Origin of the sequence: Streptomyces tremellae (assembly GCF_039540215.1) — a bacterium.
GTDB classification, from domain to species: domain Bacteria; phylum Actinomycetota; class Actinomycetes; order Streptomycetales; family Streptomycetaceae; genus Streptomyces; species Streptomyces tremellae.
On record NZ_BAABEP010000063.1, the window covers coordinates 1 to 23355 of the forward strand.

Annotated in this window: 30 protein-coding genes, 1 tRNA gene and 1 pseudogene; 25 read left to right on the top strand and 7 right to left on the bottom strand. The window is 71.7% G+C overall.

The window, feature by feature from the left end:
• Window positions 1–852 (bottom strand): SGNH/GDSL hydrolase family protein (locus ABEA77_RS28485; RefSeq protein WP_486389443.1); only part of this gene is annotated, 852 nt, incomplete at its 3' end.
• A 206-nt stretch (window positions 853–1058) separates the two neighbouring features.
• Between ABEA77_RS28485 and ABEA77_RS28490 the strand changes: the two genes are divergently transcribed.
• Entirely contained in the window at window positions 1059–1454 is a 396-nt protein-coding gene (locus ABEA77_RS28490) for a hypothetical protein (RefSeq protein WP_345653687.1), read from the top strand.
• Between the two features lie 419 nt (window positions 1455–1873).
• Here ABEA77_RS28490 and ABEA77_RS28495 read toward each other — a convergent pair whose 3' ends face one another.
• The 4 genes from ABEA77_RS28495 to ABEA77_RS28510 form a co-directional block, all read right to left on the bottom strand.
• Window positions 1874–2884: a glycoside hydrolase family 64 protein gene (locus ABEA77_RS28495; RefSeq protein WP_345653690.1), complete on the bottom strand. Its 1011-nt coding sequence runs from the start codon at window positions 2882–2884 to the stop codon at window positions 1874–1876.
• 300 nt (window positions 2885–3184) lie between these two features.
• Window positions 3185–3949 carry a hypothetical protein gene (locus tag ABEA77_RS28500; protein WP_345653693.1) on the bottom strand — a complete coding sequence of 255 codons (765 nt, stop codon included), beginning with the start codon at window positions 3947–3949 and terminating at the stop codon, window positions 3185–3187.
• Between the two features lie 238 nt (window positions 3950–4187).
• Window positions 4188–4757 carry a GNAT family N-acetyltransferase gene (locus ABEA77_RS28505; protein ID WP_345653696.1) on the bottom strand — a complete coding sequence of 190 codons (570 nt, stop codon included), beginning with the start codon at window positions 4755–4757 and terminating at the stop codon, window positions 4188–4190.
• Window positions 4754–5518, bottom strand: coding sequence for a GntR family transcriptional regulator (locus ABEA77_RS28510; RefSeq protein ID WP_345653699.1), 765 nt, complete (start codon window positions 5516–5518; stop codon window positions 4754–4756). The genes ABEA77_RS28505 and ABEA77_RS28510 overlap by 4 nt, the downstream gene beginning before the upstream one ends.
• Before the next feature lie 730 nt (window positions 5519–6248).
• On the opposite strand from ABEA77_RS28510, the gene ABEA77_RS28515 reads away from it, so the two are divergent.
• The 21 genes and pseudogenes from ABEA77_RS28515 to ABEA77_RS28615 all read left to right on the top strand — a co-directional run bounded on the left by ABEA77_RS28515 (window position 6249) and on the right by ABEA77_RS28615 (window position 20504).
• Window positions 6249–6425, top strand: coding sequence for a hypothetical protein (locus ABEA77_RS28515; protein WP_345653702.1), 177 nt, complete (start codon window positions 6249–6251; stop codon window positions 6423–6425).
• Window positions 6426–6430: 5 nt separating this feature from the next.
• Complete coding sequence (locus ABEA77_RS28520; RefSeq protein WP_345653705.1) at window positions 6431–6565, top strand: hypothetical protein; 135 nt, start codon at window positions 6431–6433, stop codon at window positions 6563–6565.
• Complete coding sequence (locus ABEA77_RS28525) at window positions 6565–7038, top strand: nucleoside 2-deoxyribosyltransferase domain-containing protein (RefSeq protein ID WP_345653708.1); 474 nt, start codon at window positions 6565–6567, stop codon at window positions 7036–7038. Before ABEA77_RS28520 ends, ABEA77_RS28525 begins: the two co-directional genes overlap by 1 nt.
• 97 nt (window positions 7039–7135) lie before the next feature.
• Window positions 7136–7327, top strand: coding sequence for a hypothetical protein (locus ABEA77_RS28530; RefSeq protein WP_345653711.1), 192 nt, complete (start codon window positions 7136–7138; stop codon window positions 7325–7327).
• A 119-nt stretch (window positions 7328–7446) separates the two neighbouring features.
• Window positions 7447–7701, top strand: a complete 255-nt coding sequence (locus ABEA77_RS28535) for a hypothetical protein (RefSeq protein WP_345653713.1) — start codon at window positions 7447–7449, stop codon at window positions 7699–7701.
• Window positions 7702–7845: 144 nt separating this feature from the next.
• Window positions 7846–8610, top strand: coding sequence for a DUF4097 family beta strand repeat-containing protein (locus ABEA77_RS28540; protein WP_345653716.1), 765 nt, complete (start codon window positions 7846–7848; stop codon window positions 8608–8610).
• A gap of 95 nt (window positions 8611–8705) precedes the next feature.
• Window positions 8706–9008 (top strand): hypothetical protein, encoded by a 303-nt coding sequence (locus ABEA77_RS28545; RefSeq protein ID WP_345653719.1) that lies wholly within the window; start codon window positions 8706–8708, stop codon window positions 9006–9008.
• Window positions 9005–10078 (top strand): DUF2637 domain-containing protein, encoded by a 1074-nt coding sequence (locus tag ABEA77_RS28550; protein WP_345653722.1) that lies wholly within the window; start codon window positions 9005–9007, stop codon window positions 10076–10078. Before ABEA77_RS28545 ends, ABEA77_RS28550 begins: the two co-directional genes overlap by 4 nt.
• On the top strand, window positions 10075–10284 hold the full coding sequence (locus ABEA77_RS28555; protein ID WP_345653725.1) for a hypothetical protein: 210 nt from the start codon (window positions 10075–10077) through the stop codon (window positions 10282–10284). Before ABEA77_RS28550 ends, ABEA77_RS28555 begins: the two co-directional genes overlap by 4 nt.
• Window positions 10281–10934 (top strand): GGDEF domain-containing protein, encoded by a 654-nt coding sequence (locus ABEA77_RS28560; RefSeq protein ID WP_345653728.1) that lies wholly within the window; start codon window positions 10281–10283, stop codon window positions 10932–10934. The genes ABEA77_RS28555 and ABEA77_RS28560 overlap by 4 nt, the downstream gene beginning before the upstream one ends.
• Window positions 10931–11320 (top strand): annotated as a pseudogene (locus tag ABEA77_RS28565) (DNA cytosine methyltransferase); the annotation flags it as partial. The gene ABEA77_RS28560 and the pseudogene ABEA77_RS28565, both read left to right, overlap by 4 nt.
• A gap of 193 nt (window positions 11321–11513) precedes the next feature.
• Window positions 11514–11822: a hypothetical protein gene (locus tag ABEA77_RS28570; protein WP_345653796.1), complete on the top strand. Its 309-nt coding sequence runs from the start codon at window positions 11514–11516 to the stop codon at window positions 11820–11822.
• A gap of 81 nt (window positions 11823–11903) precedes the next feature.
• Complete coding sequence (locus ABEA77_RS28575; RefSeq protein ID WP_345653731.1) at window positions 11904–14195, top strand: cell division protein FtsK; 2292 nt, start codon at window positions 11904–11906, stop codon at window positions 14193–14195.
• A 140-nt stretch (window positions 14196–14335) separates the two neighbouring features.
• A complete protein-coding gene (locus tag ABEA77_RS28580; RefSeq protein WP_345653734.1) occupies window positions 14336–14587 on the top strand; it encodes a hypothetical protein in 252 nt (83 codons plus the stop codon).
• Window positions 14588–14642: 55 nt separating this feature from the next.
• Window positions 14643–14831: a hypothetical protein gene (locus tag ABEA77_RS28585; RefSeq protein WP_345653737.1), complete on the top strand. Its 189-nt coding sequence runs from the start codon at window positions 14643–14645 to the stop codon at window positions 14829–14831.
• 29 nt (window positions 14832–14860) lie between these two features.
• Complete coding sequence (locus ABEA77_RS28590; protein ID WP_345653740.1) at window positions 14861–15307, top strand: hypothetical protein; 447 nt, start codon at window positions 14861–14863, stop codon at window positions 15305–15307.
• 22 nt (window positions 15308–15329) lie between these two features.
• The gene (locus ABEA77_RS28595; RefSeq protein WP_345653743.1) at window positions 15330–15956 is read left to right on the top strand and encodes a hypothetical protein; all 627 of its coding nucleotides are present in this window, start codon (window positions 15330–15332) and stop codon (window positions 15954–15956) included.
• An 89-nt stretch (window positions 15957–16045) separates the two neighbouring features.
• Window positions 16046–16921, top strand: a complete 876-nt coding sequence (locus ABEA77_RS28600) for a bifunctional DNA primase/polymerase (protein WP_345653747.1) — start codon at window positions 16046–16048, stop codon at window positions 16919–16921.
• 3 nt (window positions 16922–16924) lie between these two features.
• On the top strand, window positions 16925–18400 hold the full coding sequence (locus ABEA77_RS28605) for an ATP-binding protein (RefSeq protein WP_345653749.1): 1476 nt from the start codon (window positions 16925–16927) through the stop codon (window positions 18398–18400).
• Window positions 18401–18842: 442 nt separating this feature from the next.
• Window positions 18843–19019, top strand: a complete 177-nt coding sequence (locus ABEA77_RS28610; protein ID WP_345653752.1) for a helix-turn-helix transcriptional regulator — start codon at window positions 18843–18845, stop codon at window positions 19017–19019.
• A gap of 75 nt (window positions 19020–19094) precedes the next feature.
• Entirely contained in the window at window positions 19095–20504 is a 1410-nt protein-coding gene (locus ABEA77_RS28615) for a site-specific integrase (protein ID WP_345653755.1), read from the top strand.
• Window positions 20505–20639: 135 nt separating this feature from the next.
• On the opposite strand, the gene ABEA77_RS28620 is transcribed toward ABEA77_RS28615, so the two are convergent.
• A tRNA-Tyr gene (locus tag ABEA77_RS28620) sits at window positions 20640–20721 on the bottom strand.
• Window positions 20722–20943: 222 nt separating this feature from the next.
• Between ABEA77_RS28620 and ABEA77_RS28625 the strand changes: the two genes are divergently transcribed.
• The 3 genes from ABEA77_RS28625 to ABEA77_RS28635 all read left to right on the top strand — a co-directional run bounded on the left by ABEA77_RS28625 (window position 20944) and on the right by ABEA77_RS28635 (window position 22837).
• Window positions 20944–21432: a YajQ family cyclic di-GMP-binding protein gene (locus ABEA77_RS28625; protein ID WP_345653758.1), complete on the top strand. Its 489-nt coding sequence runs from the start codon at window positions 20944–20946 to the stop codon at window positions 21430–21432.
• 158 nt (window positions 21433–21590) lie between these two features.
• Window positions 21591–22130: a methylated-DNA--[protein]-cysteine S-methyltransferase gene (locus ABEA77_RS28630; protein ID WP_345653761.1), complete on the top strand. Its 540-nt coding sequence runs from the start codon at window positions 21591–21593 to the stop codon at window positions 22128–22130.
• Window positions 22127–22837: an alpha-ketoglutarate-dependent dioxygenase AlkB family protein gene (locus tag ABEA77_RS28635; protein WP_345653764.1), complete on the top strand. Its 711-nt coding sequence runs from the start codon at window positions 22127–22129 to the stop codon at window positions 22835–22837. The genes ABEA77_RS28630 and ABEA77_RS28635 overlap by 4 nt, the downstream gene beginning before the upstream one ends.
• A gap of 52 nt (window positions 22838–22889) precedes the next feature.
• Here the strand turns inward: ABEA77_RS28635 and ABEA77_RS28640 are convergent, their stop codons facing one another.
• A complete protein-coding gene (locus ABEA77_RS28640; protein WP_345653767.1) occupies window positions 22890–23162 on the bottom strand; it encodes a GlsB/YeaQ/YmgE family stress response membrane protein in 273 nt (90 codons plus the stop codon).
• Window positions 23163–23355: the final 193 nt, after the last annotated feature.

The following is a 23355-nucleotide window of genomic DNA, read 5'->3' on the forward strand; positions in this document are numbered from 1 at the left end:
TTGGCCTCCGACTTGGCCCGCCGGCCGGGGCCGCGGGCCCGCCGGCGGGCGCCTGACCGACCGCGGCGCGGGCGTGCGGCAGGGGGATTGGGCGTGCGGCGCCTGGTCGCAGACGCCGGACTCCCGGAGGGGTGGCGGAACCGGGTGCCGCGGGCGGGGCCGAGCAGCCGGATCCGGCGGGTGGCCGCGGCGGCGGGGTACGCCGTGTCGCCACGCGGCCCGCGGAGGAGGACGCGGTCGTCCGCCGGCCCGACGTGCCGTCAGGGGAGACTGCGCCTGCCGGGCGCTGGCGCAGGGCCTCTCCCAGTCGGGCTCCGCCTGGCTCAGGGCGCGGCGGGCGCCGAGGCCCACGGTGAGGGGGCCGCGGGTCGCCGCGCCGCCCGCCCACCGGGTGGAGAGGTCGCCGTCCACGGCGTCGTCGGCGGCGTCGCCCCTGCCGTACTCGATGCTCGACGCGGTGGCCGGGCGGCCGGGCGCGGACTGGAACTGCGCGAGCGTCGGCGGGTCGGAGTCGAGCAGGCCGTCGACCGGGTCGTCGCCGAGGATCACCCACGTGACGTCCGCCTGGCCGAGCACGTCGCGCTGGAAGCGGGTGGTGGTCTTCCGGCCGCCGCCGTCGAAGATCAGGCCGTTGCCCGGGATGCCCTCGTTGACCACGCCGACCGCGCGCCCGCTGTCGAGCAGGCGGTCGGAGTAGAGGTCGGGCCAGCGGTGGTAGACGCCGAAGGTGGAGGAGATGGCGTCGGTGATGGAGGCGCCGAGGGCGACCACCGCGCCCGGCGAGTCCGCGTTCCGCACGCCGAGCCCGGCCAGGAAGCTGGTGTCGGTGTTCGTCTGCGCGCCGCTGAGCACGGCCGCGCCGCTCTGGTCGCCCGGCGCCGTGAAGTTGGTGACGTTCGCGGTCTGGTGCCAGGTGGACGTCGCGCTCTGCGGGACGTAGAAGCTGACGGCGAGGTCGGCGTCGGACGGTACGGCGAGGGCGGCCGCGTCGCTGACGGCGCTGCCCCCCTGCGGGGATCGTCACCGAGCCGGACCCGCCGAAGGCGAGGATGTGGTCGGTGGAGGCGCCGAGGGCGACCACCGCGCCCGGCTGGGCGAAGTGGACGTCGGAGATCGTCACCGGTGCCGTGCCGAAGGCGTTCGACAGGTGGATGCGGGCGCTGGCGCCGCCGATCGTGGTGTGCACGATCTGGCGGAGCGTCTGCTGGGCGAACGTGGGTCCCGGGGACTGCATCGCCGTGCCCCGGGAGGCCGTGAAGGCGGTGCCGGCCGGGGCCTTGGCCGCGGCGGGCACCGCGTGCGGCGCGGCGGCGGGCGCTGCGGCGACGGAGGCCGCCGCGGGGACGGCGGCCGTCAGCGGTGCGGCCAGCCCCAACGGGAGGAGCAGCGGGGCAGCAGCCTGCCCAGAGCCTTGCGCATGGGGTGTGACCTTCCCTCGGACGGTTCCGATCTGAACTGATCCGTACGGACGGTGGGCCCCGGGGACGTGTCACGGGGGCTACGGCACCGGGGCCCGGTCGGTTGCCCCCGGTCGGTTGCCCCCGGTCGGCGGGAGGGTGACGAGCCCGTCGCCGACGGCGCGCTGGTGCGGCGCGGTACCGGCCGCGGCGCGGCACCGGCCGGTCCTGCGAGCCGGTCGGCGGACACGCACACGTCCCGCGGCCCCCGCACGGCGGTCACGGTCACCGCCCACTCCCCGTCGACGAAGGCGAGGCCGCGGCACCCCCAGGGACCCCGCCCCCGGGCATACGGCAGCGGCACCGCCCCCGGCCCTCCCGTGTGGGGGGGGCCGGGGGCGGTGCCGTGCGTACGGTCGGCCGCGGAGAGCCGAACGGACAGGCGGACGCAGGCGCAGCGCGGGGGAAGCGGAGGCTCAGAAGCCGACCGCGACCTCCAGCCACTGCGGGTCCGCGTGCGAGACGAACGAGGACTGGCCCGCCACGTCGTCGTACGGGAAGCCGTAGGCCAGGCCGTCGATGGCGTGGTCGTGCCAGAACTTCGCGTAGTAGTTCGCGGGACCCGACTTGTAGTACTGGCTCGGGTCGGACTGCTGGTCCGCGGGAAGTTCGGCCACGTGCCGGTTGAGCGCGGCGCACATGTCCGGGTCGCCGCCCAGCGACCCGGCGCAGCCGGTGATGTTGGACGTGGACTCGTTCACGCCGACGGACTGGGCGTAACTGGTGAAGTAGTCCGCGTACTTGCCGCCCGCCTGGAAGTCGGGCGAGCTGCCGGGCGCCGGGATGCGGTACGGCGCCTGGACGTCGGCGAGGCCCTGGAACTCGGTCGGCACCTCGCTCTTGAACTGCTGGAACAGGGCGTCCCTGCTCTGCTGGAAGACGTCGTAGCTGTCGCCGACCTGGACGTCGTAGCCGTCGCTCGCGTGCAGGCGCATGGCGAGCGGCAGGGCCCACGCGTCGACGCGGGTGGTGTTGCCGTTGAACGCGCCGTCGCCGACGGTGAATTCGATGAAGTCCTGGTACTGGCTGTCGGGCGAGCCGAGGTAGAAGTACATCCGCCCGGCCGAGTTGGCCGGCATGTCGATGTACGGCTGCTCCGCGATGGAGTGCTCCTCGTCGCCGAACTTCCAGTAGACCTGGTCGTCGGGGTAGGCGCCGTTCGTACGGTTGAGGATCTTGACCGTGAGCACGTTCTGCGCGGGCGGGATGGAGCTGGTGTCGCCCCAGAAGGAGTCGGGCGGGGTCTCGCCCGCGGGCGCGGCGGCCACGGCCTGGCCGAGCGGCGCGTCGGCGGCGAGCGCCCCGGACGGCGACGCGGTGGCGGCGGCGCCGAAGAGGGCGAGGGCCATGCCGAGGGCGGCGGTCAGCCGCGCGGCGGTGCGGCGCGGCCTGCGCGCGGAGGGGACGGAGGGGGACGTGGGGGGCATGCATTCCTCCCTGGCTGCGGAGGTACGAAGCGGACACGGCGGCCGTCCAGCCAGATGACGGCCTCGTCCGACCCGGCACGAGCACGAGCGGTACGCGGCGGGCCGCCGGATGGGGCGGCGGCAAGCTGAGAGAGCGCTCTCAGAGAGCCTTTCCCTATCACATGTCCTTGTCAAGAGAACGGAGTTGGGAGAGTGCGCGCGGGCGCAGGCCGGGGGCGCGCCCCTGCGGTTCCCGCGCCCAGGGGTGCTGCGGCGCCCACGCCCGGGACCCGCGGGTTGACGCCCGGGCCCGCGCGCCAGTCAGGCCGAGGGCCCCGGCGCGCGGCACCGGTCGAAGACCTCGCGGAAGCGCGGGAACCGCTCCGCCCTCGGGTCCAACAGGTCCAGCGGGGCCACCCGTTGGTGCTGGACCTCCGTGAGGCGCGCGACCGCGGGCCCGGTGTCGGCGGCCAGCGCGTCGACGTCGTCGAGCAGCCGCCCGAACCAGCCGCGGAACTCCTCGTCCCGGTCGAGCCGGCCGCAGAACTCGGCGAACCCCAGGCACCTGCGCCGCGGCGGCTCCCCGTCGGGGTGGACCATCAGCTCCCCCACCGCCCGCTGTTCCGCACGGAAGAGGCGCAGCTCGTTGCCGTGCGGGCCGATGCGGCTGAGGGCGTGGCCGACCGTGGAGATCTGCGCCATGACGCTGCGGTGGACCGCCGAGCTGCCGAGGTCGAGGAACTGCACGTCACGCCGGAGTATCTCGACCCAGCCCAGGTACTCGGCGAGCACGAAGAGCGTGCTGCGGCGCGCGTACTCGGCCTCCTGCGGGGTGCCCCCGAGGAGGAACGCCGCGAGATGGCCGGCGTGCCCGCCCGGCGCGCGGTCGACCGCGTACCCGCGCAGGATGTTGAAGACCCGCGTCCGGAGGTCGTACGCGGCCCACGCGAGCGACGCCCCGTACGCGTCCATGAGGCTGCGCTGCCCCATGGTGCGCAGCCGCTGCTCCTGCCGGTATCCGAGCACCGCGGTGACGGCGGCGCCCGCGAGCGCGCCCCCGGCGGACACCCACGACACCACGTCCACGGCCGTTCCCCCTCGGCGCCTGCGATCGACGAAACGGCCCCCGAGCTGCGTGATGCAGTTCGGGGGCCGTCATTCGCGCGTGGCGGCGCCAGGATTCGAACCTGGGTAGGCTAAGCCGACGGATTTACAGAGAGCCGGTTACACCCCGCGTGAACTGGGCTTTTCCCCGAACATGCCCAATCCGGGGAACACCCGGGGGACGATCAAGGAAATGGGCGCCTCTGCGCGCGGCGGTCCGTCAGAAGCCACGATCCTCCGGCACCAGCTCTTCCAGCCCGAGGTACTCGGGTCCGGAGCCCATGACCACGCCGGCGCGGCGCTGATACAGAGCTCCGGAGCGGCGATGCGGCAGATCGACCGTCCGAACATGCTCGAACCCCTGCCGCTCGTAGTAGCTGCCGAGCGCGGCGTTCGTCTTCCAGGCGTCGACCCGCAGCCACGACTTCCCGAGCCGTTCCGCCTTTCGCGACGCCCAATCGAGCAGGGCCGTGCCGACTGCGTTCCCCTGCGCGGAAGGCAGCACGATGATTCGGTGCCCGTACAGGGCGTCTTCCGGAAGGTCATCCGGGCGCCAGAATTCCGCGTCAGCCGATTCGTCAACCGTGATGGTGCCGATCAAGGCGTCTTGCTCTCGCACGAGGTATGCCGTACCCCGGTCAATGTCCCGAGCGATTTTCTCCATGCTTGCGGGGTACTGCCATTGGTCGATTCCACGAGCGGCCAGCCATTCGGAGGTCTCGCCCCACATGCTCGCGATCGTCTGCGCGTCCGACGATCCTGCCGGGTAGATCGTGACTCGGCTGTTCATTTGGCCTCACTCGTTCCAAGTTCGTAGCGCAGGACGTTGCGGTCAGTCGGCATGGTCGTGACGGTTACGCGCACGGCTTCTGTCGCCGTGTACCCCGTCCGCGTCCTGACGAGGACGGGCACTCCCGGCTCTACCGCCAGTTCGTCAGCCTGCTTAGGGGTCGGCATGGCCGCCGTCACGTCATCCACGTAGCGAACCTGTACGTGCCCCATGGATGCCATGTAGGCGATCACGCCTTCCGGAATGTCGGCCGGTTCGGCAATCGGCGTATTGCTCACCAGGGCGTGCGGATAGTACGAGTCCTCGGTTGACCACGGCTGCCCATCGACCGTGCGGAGTCGGCGGCGGACAAGCACCAACTCCCCGGGGCTCAAATTCAGCTTGTCCGCCACAACAGGAGAGGCTTTTTCGATACTCACCGAAATCGATTGGTTCGGCGTGCGGCCCTGTTCCTGAATGTCTTGCACCCAGGCGTCAACACCCGCCGCGAGTCGCCTGTCCTGATCCTCCGAGCGCGACGCGTTGTAGACCAACACGTCTTGCCGGTGGACCAGGTACCCCTGTCCGTGGCTCGGGAAAATGAGCCCTTCGCTCACCAGCCGCCGGAGCCCCAGACGGACCGTGTTGCGCGACGCGCCGTGATCATCCATGAGCTTGCGCTCGCTCGGGAGCTTGCTGCCCGGGGGGAACGTCCCGGCGTTGATCTGCTCGCGCAGGGCATCGGCGAGCCGCTCATACATGGGTTCCGATCGCGTCGTCATGCCCCCATCTTGCACCACCCAGCGAACTGGTTGGAACCAGGGGGACCAATCGCTTGACACGTCGAGCGCGTGGGTGCAGAGTCTTCCCCAGGTGGTTGGTACCAGATGAACCAGAGGAACCAGCACCTGGGAGGGGCCTTCTTTGGGCTGCTCTCTACGCGACCCCGGTTCGGGATTGCTCGCTCTGGAAGGCGACTCCGGTCGTTCGCCATCGGGCCCTGAGCTGGTCGTTGGTTGAGAACTGAACAGTGAACTGAGACGCGGTGAGAGTCCGCGTCCCCGTGGCGGCCCGGGTGACGGTCGTCGGCAGCGGTGTCACGCGTCGGCGTGGCACGTACCGCACCGCGGCTCTGGAGAACGCCTCGTCTCGGGGCGCCACCCGCGGTGAGCTGTCCTGCTGTGCGCGCCAGGCAGAGAGATGGCGCGCCCCGCTTCCGGGCTCGGGACCGGTCCGCCGCCGCAAACGGCCGGCCGGTGCAGCCCGTGTACCAGTGATCGCAGTCGTCGGCGCCCGCCTCGCGGTGTGCGTCGGCGGCTGTGGCTGCTCGTACGAGTGGTCGAAACCAGCACGGGCCCCGGGGGTGCAACCCCGGGGCCCGCAGTACAGGACCTGATTGGGAGGACCTGTGATCACCAGTTTGACAGAGGCTGAGCGCGATGCGCTCAGCCGGAAGAACGCTGAGCAGAACGCGCGCAGTGAGCGGGATGCGCAGGCGCGGGGTGGTTCGCGGTGAGCAGCCCCGATCCCGTGGCGTGGCAGTTGCAGGTGCAGGCGGATGCCTGGGCTGCGGACCTCGCCGGGCAGGACCCGGCGGCGGCCGGGGGTGACCTGGCCTGGCAGCAGGACCTGATCCAGGGCGCCTACCAGGACGCCGCTGCGCTTACCGACCAGCCGAACGGCAGGTGAGCCGCATGGCAGACAGCAAGCCGCGTCCGTCCTCGATCGTGGGCAAGCCCGCGACCGTGCAGGACTGCAAGGACGACTACCGCAAGGGCGCCGCCGTGCGTGCGGCGTCCGAGAAGCGCGACGCTCGGAAGAGGCGCTGATGGTCACCTACATCGAGTGCCCGGACGTCTACGAGCCCGCCCCGGGTGACCCGCCCTCGGTTTTCCTGGCGGGCGGGATCACGGGGGTGGAGGACTGGCAGGCCGAGGCCGTACGCGGCCTCGCCGGGCTGGAGGTCGTGGTCCTGAACCCGCGGCGCCGGCACTTCCCCATCGACGACCCGACGCAGACCCCGGTACAGATCCGATGGGAGCACCGGGCCCTGCACCTCGCGAGCGTGAGCTTGTTCTGGTTCCCGCGCTCGGACGCGTCAGTGACGACGCAGCCCATCGCGATGCTCGAACTCGGTGCCGCGCTCGACAACCCGGCCCGCCGCATCGTCGTCGGCGCCGACCCTGGCTTCCCGCGCGTCGCGGACGTGCAGTGGCAGGCGCGTCTGGCGCGGCCGGGGATGCGGGTGCACACCTCGCTTCCCGACACCCTCGCCGCGCTGCGCTACGCGCTGCACGGCTGACATCCCCTACCGCCCCGATGGTCGAAGGCCGGGTTCGACTCCCGGCCGGGGCACGACGCCGGACACCAGGTCCGGCGCAGTTCTACGGAGCACAGGTATGGCGATGAACGCGAACCAGAGCGAGGACCGGGACCTGACGCAGGGCCTGATCGAGCGGCTCGGGGAGCAGTACGGCGACCGGCCGGACGGGTTCGACCGGCTGATGATCGGCTCGCTGATGTCCAGCAACGCCGCCTCGAACCCCGACTACCCGCCGCAGGGCCACACGTACCCGAACTACCGCGGCTGACCGGCCGCGCTGCACGGCTGACATCCCCTACCGCCCCGATGGTCGTAGGGCCGGTTCGACTCCGGCCCGGGGCACGACGCCGGGTACCAGGCCCGGCGCACCGAGAAAGGCACTTTGTGATGGGCAGCGTCCACAACCACGTCAGCTCCACCTCCGGCACGGTCATCCAGGCCGGGAACGTCGCCGGCATCAACACCTCCACCACGACCAGCACGACCGTGATCGGGGAGGTTACCGGGGCGCACAACACCGGTTCCGGTGACCAGGTCAACACCAACGCGCAGGTGCACGCGCCGCAGATGGGCCCGGGCTCCACCTACGTCGCGGGCAACCAGACCGGCGGCACCGGCAGCACCCGCACCTTCTACAAGTAACCCTCACCCCCCTGCAGGACACCGCCCCGATGGTCGAAGGCCGGGTTCGACTCCCGGCCGGGGCACCCCTCCCCGCCTTCCCTCGCCCCCGGCGCCGTCTGGCCCCGGGGGCCTTGTCCTCGACACCATTTTCGGGAGTTCCGCATGACGGAGCGTTTGTTCGTCTCCTCCTCCACCGGTCCGGTCGTGCTCGGGCTGTCGCTGCCGATGGGCCGTATCCACGTGCAGGTCATCGAGAGCCTGACCGCCGCCCAGGTCACCCTGCACACCGACGACACCAGCGGCCCGGCCGCCGACGCGATACACGCGGCCCGCCACATGCAGGACGGGCAGGCGTTCGGGATCGAAGTCCCCGCCCTCCCCGCCAACGTCACCATGCAGGGCAGCGGGCAGGAGTTCCGGTCGGGGGGCGTGTACGGGGTGGTGACCAACATGACCATCGTCAACGGCCGCGTCGTCTCCGGCGGTCCGCAGCGCGGGCGCACGGTCGGCGAGATCACCGCCCACGTCACCCTCCCCGCAGGGTCGTCGCTGGCAGTCGTGTCCACCTCGGCGCTCGTGACGACGTACGGCTACCTCGACCGCGTCGAGTTCCGCTCCCAGTCCGGCGACCTGTACGCGGACGGCATCCGCGACCTGGACGCGGACAGCACCTCCGGCGACATCCACGTCGGCAACATCACCGGCCAGATCACCGCCCGTACGGTCTCCGGCGACATCAACATCAACCTCTACCAGGGCCGGTCCGCGGTCGTGGAGACCACGTCGGGCGACGTGGACATGCAGGTCACCCCCACCGCTTCGGGCAGCATCCGCGCCCGCAGCGTCTCCGGCGACGTACACCTGCCCGGCGCCGGCCACCTCACCGTCCACGCCCGCACCGTCTCCGGCCGCACCCGCACCCACTAACCCACCACCCACCCCGCGAACGGCGCGGCCCCGGTGTTGCAGCACCGGGACCGCTGTCGGGCCGTTCCCAACCTTCTGAGGAGAGTGCACGACCCATGAGAAGTATCGTCGCCGGTCACGTCCCTGTCTGCACGAGTGAGTTCATCGAACTCGCGCTCGGCACCCCCCTCGACCTGTGGCTCGGTCCGGAGGACGGGGAGAGCCCCGAGGAAGCCGCGGCCCGCCGCGACGCGGCCCGCGACATCCTCACCGAGGAGCCGGACTTGCTCGACCGCGTCAGCCGCGCCGCGGTGGAAGCCATCGAGGCGTTCGCCCCCGAGCTGTTCGCGCTCACGCCTCTGCACCGGCCCCGCCTCGCGGCCCGCCGGGCCCGTATGGGACGGAGGGCCGCCGCATGAACACCACCACCGCCCCCCGTTCGGATGTTCCGCCGCTGACGCGCCCCGAGATCGGGCTGACCGGCATGGCGGCGCTCGCCGCGGCGGGCGTCGGCGCGCTCGGGCTCGCCTCCTCGTTCACTGCGGTTTCGGCCGCGGCGGCGCGGTGGGAGTTCGCGGCGCCGTGGATGCTGCCCATCGGTATCGACATCGCCATCCCCGTCTTCACCGTCGCCAACCTCCTGCTCATCCGCATGGACATGCGCCTGGCGTGGGTCCGCTTCGTGCCCTGGGCCCTCACCCTGGTCACCTGCGGACTGAACATCGCCGCAGGCACCTCCACCCCCGCGCGGGTGGCGCACGGCACGATGCCGCTGCTGTGGGTGGTCTTCTCCGAGATCGTCGCCCACATCTACGCCGTCCGTATCGGCGCCGCCACCGGCCGCCGCATGGAGAAGATCCGCCGCTCCCGCTGGCTCCTCGCCCCGCTGTCCACGTTCGTGCTGTGGCGGCGCATGACCCTGTGGGAGGTCACCTCCTACACCCACGCCCTCGCCCTGGAACGCGAACGCCAGCTGGCCCGCGCCGACCTGCGCGAGACCTACGGGCGCGGCTGGCGCAAGCGCACCCCACGCCGCCAGCGCGTCCTGCTCAAGCTCGGAGACCACACCCCCGCCACCACGCCGGATCCCACACCCGAGCAGCCTGCCCTCCCCGAACCCGCGGCCCCGGCCGCCGCCCCGGAGCTCCCACCCGCCACACCGGAGGGCAACGCGGCACGGTCTTCGTCGCCCCGACCGGCACGCAAGCCGCGGCCCAAGGCACGCAAGGGCAAGGCGGCCCGTACAGCCGAGGAGCTGCTGGCCGAGGCCCGCGAGGTCACGGCCGGTTGGACGGACGGGGAGCTGACCGCGGAGCGCATCCGCACCACGCTCCACACCTCGCAGGCCAACGCCCGCGCCCTGCGCGAGAGCCTGCGCGCCGAACGCACCACCCCCGCCCCCCAGGCCACCGAGGACACCGAGGACACCCCCGCGGACGCCGACGCGCGTGACGAGGACGCCCGGCAGGCTGAGGAGGTGGCGGCATGAAGACCATGCGCACATGGGCCGTCTTGGCCGTCGTCCTGCTCGTTCTGCTGGTCTTCCCCCAACTCGTCTCCCTGGTGACCGTGCCCGCGGCGGCGCTGCTGGTGTGGGTCGCGGCGCAGCCCCTGCTGGTCGGCGTCGTCATCGGCGCCGCCGTCGCACACTCCCGCCTCCACTCCGGACGGGCGCGGACGGGGGTGCGGACGTGAGCACGCTGGCCAGCACGAGTGCGGCCGTGTTACCGCTCGCGGCCGGATGGTCCGTTCACGGATGGTGGCTGCGCGGGCGGCTGCACCGGGCGCGGCGTGACCCGCTCACCGGGCTGGTCACCCGCGACGGCTTCACCCACCGCGCCCGCAAACTCCTCAAAGACCCGGCCGCCATCGTCGTCCTCGCCGATGTCGACCACTTCAAGCAGATCAACGACCGCCACGGCCACGCCGCCGGGGATGCCCTGCTCAAGGCGGTCGCGGACCGGCTCGCCCACTACGTCGGCCGCGACGGCGTCGCGGGCAGGTTGGGGGGTGACGAGTTCGCCGCGGTCCTGCGCGATCGCGACGGCACCGCGGCCGACCTCCTCGCCGTCCTGCACAGCATGCTGGCCCGGCCGGTCAATCACCTCGACGCGGCCGTGCGCACCACGGTCTCCCTCGGGTGGGTACGGGCCGGGGACTTCCCCGGCGAGGACCTGCCCGCCCTGCTGCGACGCGCGGACGAATCCATGTACGCCGCCAAACAGCAGCGCACCGGCCCCCGCCGCGCAGGCGCGGGTGTGGGGCGGCTGTTCGCGACCCTCGCCGGACGACGGGCCGGACGCCGCGGCGCCCGCACGAAAGGCACGCCGGGGGTGGTGGCATGACCGGCCTGCGCATCGGGTCGGTCTGCACCGGCTACGGCGGGTTGGACATCGCCGTCCAGGCCGTGTTCGGGGGCTCGCTTGCATGGGTGGCCGACAACGACCCCGGCGCCGCGCGCATCCTTGCCCACCACCACCCCCAGGTGCCCAACCTCGGGGACATCACCGCCGTCGACTGGCACGACGTCGAACCGGTCGACCTCTGCATCGGTGGCTACCCCTGCCAGCCCTTCAGCACCGCCGGCAGACGAAAGGGAACCCAGGATGACCGGCACCTGTGGCCGCACATCGCCCGCGCCCTTGGGGTTCTACGACCCCGATACGCAGTCTTTGAGAACGTCGCAGGGCACCTTTCCCTCGGCTTCGACACCGTCCTCGCCGACCTTGCCCGCCTCGGGTTCGATGCGGACTGGTGCTCTCTACGCGCGAGCGACATCGGCGCCCCCACCAACGCAACCGACTCTTCGTCCTCGCCTGGCCTGCCGACGCCGGGTACTGCATCCCGCCCACCCTCGGCGCCTGCGTGCCCTGTGCCTACCCCACCTGACCAGCACACCTCATCCAGTGAAAGGACGACCTGTCATGGGTCTGCTCAACAAGATCACCGGCCGGTTCCGTGGGCCGCAGTGGTCGCGCCTGCCGGTTCCCGCCGACTCGATACGGGTCGTGTCGCTCTCGCCCTGGAACTTCGGCGTGCGTGGGGTGATCCCGGTCTCGCAGGCCCGCTTCACCATCTACCGACGCGAGGCATGGGGACACCACGTGCACACCTACCCGACCACCGGCCGCGACGGCAGCACGTTCACGGTCGTCTACTCCCGCGTCGCCCACGACGACGACCTGCCCGGCCACGAACTGGTCACGGTCTACGAGTTCCCCACCAGCGTGTAACCGGCGGACCCGGCCGCCCCACCTCTCACAGCGTGCGGCCGGACCCGCTTGTCCTCCCCTGCTCAGGAAGGAACCCCAGCAGTGAACCACGAGGAAGAGAACGAGATGTTCCGCCGCCTTGAGGCGGACCTGACAGCCGACTACGGCCCGTCCCCGGCGGCCGCCCCCGCGCCCGACGCGGGGGCCGACTCGGGCGGTGAGGTGGTCGACCTCGACAAGGCGCGTTCCGCCCGCGCGGAGTCGGCCGACGCACCCGCGCACGAGTCGGCCGACCGGTCGGCGCCGGAGTCGGCGGACGGCACCGCCCCCAAGTCGCCCGACACGTCGGGCACCGGGTCGGGCGACCCGACCGCACGCCGGATGGTCGACGGCCCGGCGATGGCGGGGCCCGACTACCTGACCCGGGTCAAGGGTGCGAAGCGGCGGGCGGTGTGGCCGGCATGGGTCCACTCGGCCACCGAGTTCGCCACCGCCGCCCGCTGGGCAGCCGGGCACTACGGCCACGTCGCCGCCTACCACAGCGTGCGCACCCCCTACTACGCCGGACGCCTCGCCCTGCAAGCCCCCCGCGGCGCCGCGAAGTTCGTCGGCGGCACGCTGCGGTGGGCCGCCGACCGCGAAGGCGAAGCCGTCCGCCTCGCCGCCGTGCGGCGCGAAGACGCGGGCGAGTACCTCTCCCTCTCGCGCCAGCGCGACCGCCGGGTGCGCCTGCGCGCCCTGGTCACCGCCGTCGCCACCATCGTCGGCCTCGGGGCCGCCCTCGCGGTGTACGTGATGGCGCCGGGGTGGCTGGAGGCGCTGTCCGCGCTCGCGGTCGTGCTGCTCCTCGGATCGGCCGGCACCCGCGCCGACGCCCCCGTCGTCTCGCGGGCGGTGGAGGTGGCCAAGGCCCCCAAGCTGACCTCCGACATCGTGCTGCGCGCGCTGGGTGCGCTCGGTATCCCCGCGATCAACCAGGCGCAGGGCAAGGGGCGGGACGGGTTCGCCTTCACCGCTCCCATCACCCGCGACGGGCCCGGCTGGCGCGCGGAGGGCGACCTCCCCTACGGCGTGACCGTCACCGACGTCATCGAGCGGCGCGACAAGCTCGCCTCCGGCCTGCGCCGCCCCCTCGGGTGTGTGTGGCCCGAAGCCGTGCCCGAAGAGCACACCGGACGCCTGGTCATGTGGGTCGGCGACCAGGACATGTCCACCGCCAAGAAGCCCGCCTGGCCGCTGCTCAGGGCCGGAACGGTCGACCTGTTCAAGCCCGTCGCCTTCGGCACCGACCAGCGCGGCCGGTGGGTGGAGGTCACCCTCATGTACATCGCCGCCGTCATCGGCGCGATCCCCCGCATGGGCAAGACCTTCCTCCTGCGCCTTTTGCTGCTCATCGCCGCCCTCGACCCGCGGGCCGAACTGCACACCTACGACCTCAAGGGCACCGGCGACCTCGACCCGGTCGGCAACGCCGTCTCCCACCGCCACCGCGCGGGCGACGACGACGAGGACATCGAATACGCCCTCGCCGACCTGCGGGAACTGCGCGCAGAGCTGCGGCGCCGCGCGAAGGTGATCCGCAGCCTGCCGCGCGACCTGTGCCCCGAATCGAAGGTCACCTCCACCCTCGCCGACAACAAGTCCCTCGGGCTCCAGCCCATCGTGGTGGGGGTGGATGAGTGCCAGGTGTGGTTCGAACACCCCGAGCACGGGGCCGAGTTCGAGGAGATCTGCACCGACCTCGTCAAGCGCGGCCCCGCTACCGGCATCGTCCTCCTGCTGGCCACCCAGCGCCCCGACGCCAAGGCCCTGCCCACCGGCATCAGCGCCAACGCGTCCGCCCGCTTCTGCCTCAAGGTCATGGGCCAGCTGGAAAACGACATGGTCCTGGGCACCAGCAGCTACAAGCGGGGCGTGCGGGCGACCATGTTCTCCTGGAAGGACAAGGGCATCCACTACTTCGTGGGCGAGGGCGCCGACGCCCGCATCGTCGCCTCCACCTACGTCGACGCCCCCGCCGCCGAAGCCATCGCCCTGCGCGCCCGCACCGCCCGCGAGGCGGCCGGGACGCTGTCGGGGCATGCGCTGGGCGAGGAGTTCGAGGCAGCGACCGGGCCCGGCTACGACCTGCTCGCCGACATCCTCGCCGTCATCCCCGCGAGCGAGCCGAAGGTGTGGTCCGAGACCGTCGTCACCCGCCTCGCAGACCTGCGGGCGGACGTGTATGCGGGATGGGATGCCAAGGCCCTGGCCGCGGCCCTCAAGCCGCACGGCATCTCCACCCTCCAGGTCGGCCGGCGCGTGGACGGCAAGGTCGTCAACCAGCGCGGCATCGACCGCTCCCACATCACCACCGCGATTGCGGAGCGTGACGGAAAGCGGGACGCGGGCTGAGTGCTCGGGGCCGCTAACGCTAGCGGCACCACCCGCTAACGTTAGCGGCCCCGCTAGCGCCCCAAACCCCCCTTGATCAGGCCGCTAGCGGATAGCGGCCCACCTGCGCAAACCCCCGGAACTGCCCAGGAAGGCCCCTGATGACCCTCCCTCTCCTTGCTATCGCCTGCCTGACCGTCATCACCGTGTGTTACGGCGGGCTGTGTGCGGCCTCGCCGTTCGGGCCCTGCCGCCGCTGCCGCGGCATGGGCCACCGCATCAAGGAAGACCGGCGCGGGCGCCTCAAGCGCGGCAAGGACTGCCGCCACTGCAAGGCCACCGGCCGCCGCATACGCATCGGCCGCCACCTCTACAACCAGTGGGCCGCCATCCACCGCGACGGCACCCGCTGACCCCGCCCCCCACCATCCGCCCGCGCGCCCCGACTTCGGAAGGGAGACCACCGCCGTGGTCATCTCCGTCTCACTCGTTGCCCTGTTCGGCCTGGTCCTGTTCTTCCTCCTGCGCTCCAAGACCCTCGGCTGGGGAGCCGCGTTCGCCGCGGTCATGTTCGGGTTCTTCCTCGCCTCCACCGGCGCAGCCGCACCCATCAATCAACTCGCCACAGCCGTCGTCCAGGCCATCCACAGCATGTGAGGAACCCCGTGAACCCCAACCCCCGCCCCATGACCGAGCAGGAAGCCGAACGCGAGGCCAGGCGCCTCCTCTACGACGCCTACCAGCCCGCGCCCGCACCGCCCACCGGCTACCGCGACGAAACGCCCGTGCCCGCCTACGGCGACACGGCCCCCGTCGCCCAGCCGGGACGGGCGCCCATGAGCCAGGGCGCCACCGACGCCAGCATGCTCATGCTCACCGGCGGCGCCACCACCACCATGGTCGGCGGTACGGCGGCCGTGGTCATGTACGTGTCCCAGTTCGCCAACCCCGCGGTCTGCGCGGTCGTCTTCGGCGCCCCGGCCGCGCTCGTGCTCGCCCTCGCACGCCTCGCCCGGCGCGCCCGCCCCGCCCCCGACATCCACCAGCACTACCAGGGCCCCGTCTACCAAGACCAGCGCAACGTCCACACCACCACCCGCGGCGTATGGGCCAAGACCACCAACCAGCAGTAGCCCTCCGAACAGGAAGCAGACCATGTTCGAGATCCGGATCATCTGCGACACCGACCACACCGAGCAGGCGCTCACCGCCCTGTCCGACGCCTTCACCCTCACCGGCACTCGCACCTACCCCGCCCGCGACGGCAAGCGCGTACGCCTGTACGCCACCGCCGCACCGGTCGCGCCCACATCGCCGTGGCCCACTCCGGAAGACGCCTACGACAAGGCCCCCAGCATCCTCACCGAAATCGGCTGGATCGCCCGCACGGCACGGCACGTCATCGCCTACGACGAGACGGACCGGGAGCTCTACCTCCGCAAGGCCGCCGTCTTCGACCGCATCGCCCTGACCGAGGAACCGGACCTGCCCAGTGGCACCGCCACAGACGCGGCCATGACCGCCGCATTCGCCCTGATCGAACTCGACCAGGCACCCACCCCCGGCGACGTACGCGGCTACGTCCGCCAGCAGTACCAGCGCTGGCGCGAACAGCAGTACCAGGCCGACCACCGCGAGGACCACGCGCCCGAGCCCTGCGGGGAGTCCGGCTGCCTGTGCTACGGCGTCGGCGAGGAACACGACGACCACGCATGCGGCTGCGACTGCCCCCGCTGCCTCGACTGCCAGCAGCTCATCGAGAACTGCGACTGCGAGTACTGACCCCGCCCGGACCGGCCGCCCGATCTCGCCAAAGAACCGCGGCCGGTCCGGCCCAACCCGCTCCACCAAGGAACAGGAGAACCCCCAGCATGCCCCGACCCGGCCCCGCCCGGCGAGACCACCCCACCAGCCTTCTGCCCGCCGCCCTCGACCTCGCCGCCCGCGGCATCCCCGTACTGCCCCTGCGGGCAGGCAAGGTCCCCTTCGCCAACTGCCACGCCTGCCGCGGCAACGCGTGCGGCGGCCGGCCGAACATGAAGACCCCCGGCCCCTGCACCTGCCCCCAGCCCTGCCACGGATGGGCCGCCGCCACCACCAACCCCCACACCCTCACCGCACGCGCGTGGGCCGCGGCGTGGGCGCGAGCCCACGCGATCGCCTACCACCCCGGCGGCGCCGGGCTCACAGTGGTCGACCTCGACAACGCCGACGCCATCCACTGGGCCACAGGCGCCCTGCCCGCCACCCGGCGGGTGACGACGACGCGCGGGGAGCACTGGATCTACCGCGGCACGATGCGCTCCCTCAACGCCGCCCGGCCCGGCGTCGACATCAAGTCGACCATGTCCTACACCCGCTGGCTCACCACCGGCACCGGCACCGTCACAGCCCTGCCGGACGCAGTCCGCGCCCTGGCCGACAAGCAGCCCGACACGCCCCGGCCAGTGCCCTACGCAACCGCCGCGGCCCCCGCACCGGCCAGGAACGGACAGTGCCCTCACCGCACGCCCGCCTACCTCGAACGCGGCATCACCATGGGCGAGCAGCGCATCACCCAGGCTCGCGCCACGATCCACGCGACCGTGTACCGCACCTTCCTCGCCGTGCTCTCCACCCACGGCCGGTGCGGCTGCCTCACCCACGCCCACATCGCCCGTCTGTTCGCCGCGGCGCAGACCATGGGCGAATCCCCGCGGCACTGCACCGACGCCTGGATCAACGCCCGCACCCGATTGGGGCTGTGACCCGTGGCCGACGACGACAAGAACCCCGCCCGCGAAGTCATCTCCGACTACGCCCGCGCGCACTTCCGCTACTTCCGCACCGCAGACGGCACCGTCTACGCACAGAAAAACGGCCATCCCGTCGCCCGCCCCATCCGCTCCCAGGGCACCACCGGCAGCCACCGCCAAGAACTCATGGTCGGCCTGTACCGCGACGGATGCGGCGTCTTCAACGGCACCGCCCTCAAGGAGGCACTCGACTTGATCGAAGCACTCGCCCTCACCGAGGACGTACAACCCGTCCACATCCGCGTCGCCCCCGGCTACGACGGGGCGACGTGGCTCGACCTCGGACGCGCAGACGGCCAGTCCGTGCGCATCCACCCCACCGGATGGGACATCAGCGTCCCCGACCCCCGCGAAGTCTGCTGGCGACGCACCCAGCTCACCGGCGAACTGCCGCTGCCGGCCAAGGACACGAACGGCAAGGGCATCGACGCGCTGCTGCGCCTGTGCAACTTCGCCACCGCAGAGACCGAGTGCCTCGCCATCGCCTGGCTCATCGGCTGCCTCGGACCCTCCGTACCCGTCCCCGCGCCCTTCCTCACCGGCCCCCAGGGCGCCGGCAAGTCGACCGGCGGCCGGATGCTCGTACGGATCATCGAAGGCATGACCGGCGACCTCCGCCGCGCCCCCAAGGACGAAGAGAACCTCATCGCCGCCGTCGCCGCCGGATGGGTCACCGCCCTCGACAACCTCTCCCACATGACCCCGGACCTCTCCGACGCCATGTGCTGCATCGTCACCGGCGCCGAGAACGTCAAACGCGCCCTGTTCACCGACGGCGACGTCTTCCGCGCCCGCTACCGCCGCCCCCTCCTCCTCACCGGCATCGACGTCGGCGTCATCCGCCCCGACCTCGCCGAGCGGCTCCTGCCGCTGCGCCTGGAACGGCCCCGCATCCGGCGCACCGAGGCAGAGCTGTGGACGGAGTACGCGGAAGTACTGCCCGTCGTGCTCGGCTCCCTCCTCGACCTCACGGTCAAAGTCCGCGCCGCCGACGCCGAGACGCCGACCGACCTGCGGATGGCGGACTTCGCCCACCTGTGCGCACAGCTCGACAAGGCGACCGGCTTCGGGGCCCTCGCGGCCTACCGGGCCAGCCTCGACGACCTCAACGACGACGTGATCGAGGGCGACTTGCTCGCGCAGACCGTTCTCCGCCACGCGGAGACGATCGAGCCGGGCACGGCGCAGCAGATGACGTCCACGGAGTGGTTGAACTGCCTCAGCCGCCTCTACAGCGACGACGAACTACGCGCCCTGCCCAAAGGGTGGCCCACGACTGGGAAGGTCCTCTCCGACCGCCTCAAGCGCCTTCAACCCACCCTCGCGGCCCGCGGCGTCCTCATCGACTCCGGCCGCACCCGCGAGGGCCGCTACCTCGAAATGACCCGCCCGGCCGCCACGCCCCCGAGCGAGCAGCCGCCGGTGTTCTGACCGGCGCTCCGCCGCGCGGCTGGACAAGCAAGAGGAGCACCACTCGCCACGGCGGCGACGTGCTCCTCTTGCTGTTCGGCGGACGCCGCCCAAGTCGCGCCGCGAAGCGGCCCCTCACTCACGCTCGAACGTCCACCGCCACCACTACAGACACCCCCTCCTTTTTCCTAAGTAGGGAGTCTCTGCGTCACCTGCGTCACGGCCTCCGAAAAACGGCCCCTGGCCTGCGGAAAGGAGCGTGACGCAGAGCGCGGGCTCTGCGTCATCCTGCGTCACCTGCGTCACGCCGTGACGCACCCCATGACGCAGCCGTGACGCACCCGGCAGCCACTGCGTCACACAAACCCGCAGGCCAACGCCCCGCATGACGCACGTGACGCTGTGACGCAGAAATCCACACCTAGGACACACGCGCCCATCGCTCTCCCGAAGGAGACAGAACGTGGCCCGCCCTCAGATGCTCAAACTCCCCGAAGTCCTCACCGAACTCGGCATGAGCCGCCCCGCCTTCTACCGCCTGCGCGCCCGCGGCAAGGCACCCAAGCTCCTCAAACTCCCCAACGGCCAGATCCGCGTCCGCAGGACCGATCTCGACGCCTGGCTTGCCGACTGCGAATAGTCCGCCGCCTGCCCCCACCATCCGTACGACCGAGGGGCCCGCGTCACCGCGCGGGCCCCTCAGCCATGGAGCAGCATGTTCACGTACGACGTACGCATCTACTCGATCGAGACGCGGCGCGACCGACCGAAGCCGTATCGCCTGCGGTGGGTGGTCGGAACCCGCAAGCACTCGAAGAGCTACACCGTGAAGGCCCAGGCCGATGGGCGCCGGTCGGAGCTGATGACGGCCCTGCGGAGCCAAGAGCAGTTCGACATGGAAACCGGGCTCCCCGCGTCCGAACTGCGCGCTCAGCGCACTTCCATCACCTGGTACGAGCATGCACGCGCCTACGTCGACCGCAAATGGGAGGCGGCGCCCGCGAAATCGCGCAAGAGCTACGCCGATTCCCTGGCCACCATCACGCCCGCCCTCATGGCGACGGAGGCGGGACGCCCTGCGCCGACGCTATTGCGGCGCGCCCTGTACGGGTGGGCTTTCAACCGGAATCGCTGGGCTGAGAACCCTCCGACTGACATCGCCGCCGCTCTGCGGTGGGTGGAGAAGAACTCGCTTCCCATTTCCGCGTTGGAAGATCCGGAGACCCTGCGGCGAGCGTTGGACGCTCTCAGCCGGAAGATGGACGGAACCGCCGCCGCGGCGAGCACCGCCCGCAGGAAGAAGGCGTGCCTAAGCGACGTGCTCGGGATGGCGGTGGAGGCGAAGCACTTCACCGCCCCCGTGAGTCCGCTTGCCGGGGTGAAGTGGCGGGCGCCGAAGACGGTGGAAACGGTCGACCCGGAAGCCGTGCCCAACCCGGGCCAGGTGGAGGCGTTCTTGCGGGCGGTCAGAAAGCAGGGGCCGCGCGGGGAGAAGATGGAGGCATTCTTCGGCTGCCTCTACTACGCGGCCATGCGGCCGGCCGAAGCCGCGGCCCTGACGGCTGATCAGTGCCGCCTTCCCGAGACCGGGTGGGGCACCCTCGTACTGCGCGGAGGGGTGGTCCGCGTCGGCCGCGGATGGACGGATGACGGAAGCGCCCACGAGAGGCGCCACCTCAAAGCGCGCGCGGTACGGGAGTCCCGCCCCGTCCCCGTTCCGCCGCATTTCGTGAAGCTGCTGCGCCGCCACATCGAGACGTACGGCACGGCGCCTGACGGGCGGCTCTTCCGGACCGAGCGCGGTGGGCTCTTGCAAGAGTCCGGGTACGGCGAGGTCTGGGCAAAGGCTCGCGAGAACGCCCTCGGAGAGGACGTCGCGACCTCCCGCCTGGCACGGCGCCCCTATGACCTCCGTCACGCCGGGGTCTCCCTCTGGCTGAGCTCAGGGGTGGAGCCGATGGAGTGCGCCCGCCGCGCAGGCCACACCATCGCCGTCCTGTTCCGCGTGTACGCCAAGGTGCTGGCCCACTCGGAGGAGCGTGCCAACCGGCAGATCGACGCGGCCCTGCGGAACTGGCACGGAGCCCCGTCGTCCCCCGGGGGACAGGTGGGGGACACGCCCTGATCAGGGCGTGAGAACGAGCGAGACGAGGTGAGACAAGACCGCTCTTTTCGGATCTCGTTCGAGTGCCGCACTCGGGACACGAAAAGACCCCTTCGGGCCAGCGAATTGCCTGGTCAGAAGGGGTCTTTCGGAGCGTGGCGGCGCCAGGATTCGAACCTGGGTAGGCTAAGCCGACGGATTTACAGTCCGCTCCCATTGGCCACTCGGGCACACCGCCATGGGTTGCGCCGCGTCCGGGGCTCACCTGGGTGGGGCCTCCGTTGCGACGTCGTAAACGATACCTGATCCCCGAGGGTGCTCCGCCACCGGCATTGATCCGCCGGCGGCCCTGGCCGGGTGGCTAGGCTTGCCCGGAGCGGCCGGCCGTGCCCGGCCGCTGCCGGGCAGGTGGGAACACCTCCGCCGGAATCCCCCACCGACATCAAGGAGCCACAAGGACATGGCCGACTCCAGTTTCGACATCGTCTCGAAGGTCGAGCGGCAGGAGGTCGACAACGCCCTCAACCAGGCGGCGAAGGAGATCTCGCAGCGCTACGACTTCAAGAACGTCGGCGCATCGATCAGCTGGTCCGGCGAGAAGATCCTCATGGAGGCCAACTCCGAGGAGCGGGTCAAGGCCATCCTCGACGTCTTCCAGTCCAAGCTGGTCAAGCGGGGCATCTCGCTGAAGGCGCTGGACGCGGGCGAGCCGCAGCTCTCCGGCAAGGAGTACAAGATCTTCGCGTCCGTCGAGGAGGGCATCTCCCAGGACAACGCCAAGAAGGTGGCGAAGATCATCCGTGACGAGGGCCCCAAGGGCGTCAAGGCGCAGGTGCAGGGCGACGAGCTGCGGGTCAGCTCCAAGAGCAGGGACGACCTCCAGGCCGTCATCGCGCTGCTGAAGGGCAAGGACTTCGACTTCGCCCTCCAGTTCGTCAACTACCGCTGACGCGAGCCGCCGCAGGGGCCGCACCGGACGGGCGGCCCCGGGAGCCCTCGCCGACTGGCGACCTGAGCGGCGGCGGGCCCGGAGCCCGGCGTCCGAAAGCCGCCGGATACGAGGGGGCGGGGTGGGCCAGACTCGGGGGCCTGTGAAGGGAGTCGGGCATGAACGTGATCCCGGGTACGGAGACGGGTGTCCTGCGGTACGCGGTGGTCGGGAGTCCGCTGGGAGAGCTGCTGCTCGTGGGGCGGGCGGTGCCAGGGGCGCCCGGTGGCACGGCGCTGGTCTCGCTCTCGCTGCCTGGGCAGCGGGGCGGGGCGCGGGTCGAGGACGGCTGGGTGCGGGACAACGCCGCCTTCGCGGAGATCGGGCGGCAGCTCGGCGCCTACTTCGCCGGTGAGCGGACCGGCTTCGACATCGCGTACGCGGAGGGGCCTGGCGCCACGGAGTTCAGGCGCCGGGTCTGGCGGACCGTCGACACCATTCCGTACGGGGCGACCGTGACGTACGGGCAGATCGCGGCGCGGGTCGGCGCGAGCGGCGCGGGCGTGCGCGCGGTCGGGTCGGCCATCGGGCGCAATCCGCTGCTCGTCGTGCGGCCCTGCCACCGGGTCATCGGCTCGGACGGCGCCCTGCGCGGGTACGCGGGCGGGCTTGAGGGCAAGCGCCGCCTGCTCGGACTCGAAGGCGCCCTGCCGGCATGAACTCCCCCGCGGGCGACGGCGGCTCGGGGGAACTCTTCCCCCGGCCGCGCACGGTGGTGGCGCCCGGCGCGGTGCACGTACCGGGGTGGCTCGGGCCCGAGCGGCAGCGCGAGCTGGTGGCGGCGTGCCGTGCCTGGGCCGCGGGGCCCGTACCCATGCGGCACACCCGGCTGCCGCGCGGCGGGGTGATGTCCGTGCAGACCGTGTGCGTGGGGTGGCACTGGCAGCCGTACCGCTACTCGCGCACGGCGGGCGACGTGAACGGCGAGCGGGTCGTGGACTTCCCCGGCTGGCTCGCCGGCCTCGGGCGGGAGGCCGTCGCCGCCGCGTACGAGGGCGTGCCGGGCGCGGAGTCGTACCTGCCGGAGGCGTACGCGCCGGACACCGCGCTGGTGAACTTCTACGAGGGCGCCGCGAAGATGGGCATGCACCAGGACAAGGACGAGAAGTCCAGGGCCCCCGTGGTGTCGTTGAGCATCGGCGACCGGTGCGTCTTCCGCTTCGGCAATACCGAGAACCGGGGACGGCCCTACACGGACGTGGAGCTGGGCTCGGGCGACCTGTTCGTCTTCGGCGGGCCCGCCCGCCTCGCGTACCACGCCGTGCCGAAGGTGTACCCGGGCACGGCGGGCCCCGGGACGGGGATGCGCGGCGGGCGGCTGAACCTCACCCTCCGGGAGACCGGCCTCGACGGCCTCGACGGCTGAGTTCGCCCCGCGTCCGGCACCGGCCACGGGGCCGGGCCCGCCGGGGCGGGCGTCAGCGGCGGTCGCGGGAGTTGCCGAATATCAGGCGGTAGGCGATGAGCAGCACCAGCGCGCCGCCGATCGCGGCCAGCCAGGTCGGGCCGTCGAAGAACTTCTTGCTGATGGGGTGGTCGAGCCACTTGGCGGAGATCCAGCCGCCGAGGAACGCCCCGAGGACGCCGGTCAGCGTCGTGCCGATCAGGCCGCCCGGGTCCCTGCCCGGAAGCAGGATCTTCGCGATTGCGCCGGCGACCAGGCCGAGGACGATCCAGCCGATGATGCCCATGCAGTGCCACCCGTTTCTTTCCGTGTACGCCAGGCACGCCGCCTGCGCCGTGCCTCTTTTTCCCGCCTGGCTGCTTCTCAGTCGTCCGCTGCGGTCGTCCGCTGCGGTCGTCCGCTGCGGTCGTCCGCCGCGGTGTTGCCGCCGCGGTGTTGCCGCCGCGGTGTTGCCGCCGCGGTGTTGCCGCCGCGGTGTT

Excerpts from the sequence above, each read along its gene's own strand:
- ABEA77_RS28540 (WP_345653716.1), top strand. The coding sequence starts at position 7,846 with ATGACGGAGCGTTTGTTCGTCTCCTCCTCCACCGGTCCGGTCGTGCTC.
- ABEA77_RS28535 (WP_345653713.1), top strand. The coding sequence starts at position 7,447 with ATGGGCAGCGTCCACAACCACGTCAGCTCCACCTCCGGCACGGTCATC.
- ABEA77_RS28600 (WP_345653747.1), top strand. The coding sequence starts at position 16,046 with ATGCCCCGACCCGGCCCCGCCCGGCGAGACCACCCCACCAGCCTTCTG.
- ABEA77_RS28635 (WP_345653764.1), top strand. The coding sequence starts at position 22,127 with ATGAACTCCCCCGCGGGCGACGGCGGCTCGGGGGAACTCTTCCCCCGG.
- ABEA77_RS28555 (WP_345653725.1), top strand. The coding sequence starts at position 10,075 with ATGAAGACCATGCGCACATGGGCCGTCTTGGCCGTCGTCCTGCTCGTT.
- ABEA77_RS28545 (WP_345653719.1), top strand. The coding sequence starts at position 8,706 with ATGAGAAGTATCGTCGCCGGTCACGTCCCTGTCTGCACGAGTGAGTTC.
- ABEA77_RS28505 (WP_345653696.1), bottom strand. The coding sequence starts at position 4,757 with ATGAACAGCCGAGTCACGATCTACCCGGCAGGATCGTCGGACGCGCAG.
- ABEA77_RS28570 (WP_345653796.1), top strand. The coding sequence starts at position 11,514 with ATGGGTCTGCTCAACAAGATCACCGGCCGGTTCCGTGGGCCGCAGTGG.
- ABEA77_RS28590 (WP_345653740.1), top strand. The coding sequence starts at position 14,861 with ATGACCGAGCAGGAAGCCGAACGCGAGGCCAGGCGCCTCCTCTACGAC.
- ABEA77_RS28520 (WP_345653705.1), top strand. The coding sequence starts at position 6,431 with ATGGCAGACAGCAAGCCGCGTCCGTCCTCGATCGTGGGCAAGCCCGCG.
- ABEA77_RS28550 (WP_345653722.1), top strand. The coding sequence starts at position 9,005 with ATGAACACCACCACCGCCCCCCGTTCGGATGTTCCGCCGCTGACGCGC.
- ABEA77_RS28625 (WP_345653758.1), top strand. The coding sequence starts at position 20,944 with ATGGCCGACTCCAGTTTCGACATCGTCTCGAAGGTCGAGCGGCAGGAG.
- ABEA77_RS28510 (WP_345653699.1), bottom strand. The coding sequence starts at position 5,518 with ATGACGACGCGATCGGAACCCATGTATGAGCGGCTCGCCGATGCCCTG.
- ABEA77_RS28495 (WP_345653690.1), bottom strand. The coding sequence starts at position 2,884 with ATGCCCCCCACGTCCCCCTCCGTCCCCTCCGCGCGCAGGCCGCGCCGC.
- ABEA77_RS28640 (WP_345653767.1), bottom strand. The coding sequence starts at position 23,162 with ATGGGCATCATCGGCTGGATCGTCCTCGGCCTGGTCGCCGGCGCAATC.
- ABEA77_RS28615 (WP_345653755.1), top strand. The coding sequence starts at position 19,095 with ATGTTCACGTACGACGTACGCATCTACTCGATCGAGACGCGGCGCGAC.
- ABEA77_RS28525 (WP_345653708.1), top strand. The coding sequence starts at position 6,565 with ATGGTCACCTACATCGAGTGCCCGGACGTCTACGAGCCCGCCCCGGGT.
- ABEA77_RS28630 (WP_345653761.1), top strand. The coding sequence starts at position 21,591 with ATGAACGTGATCCCGGGTACGGAGACGGGTGTCCTGCGGTACGCGGTG.
- ABEA77_RS28530 (WP_345653711.1), top strand. The coding sequence starts at position 7,136 with ATGGCGATGAACGCGAACCAGAGCGAGGACCGGGACCTGACGCAGGGC.
- ABEA77_RS28580 (WP_345653734.1), top strand. The coding sequence starts at position 14,336 with ATGACCCTCCCTCTCCTTGCTATCGCCTGCCTGACCGTCATCACCGTG.
- ABEA77_RS28595 (WP_345653743.1), top strand. The coding sequence starts at position 15,330 with ATGTTCGAGATCCGGATCATCTGCGACACCGACCACACCGAGCAGGCG.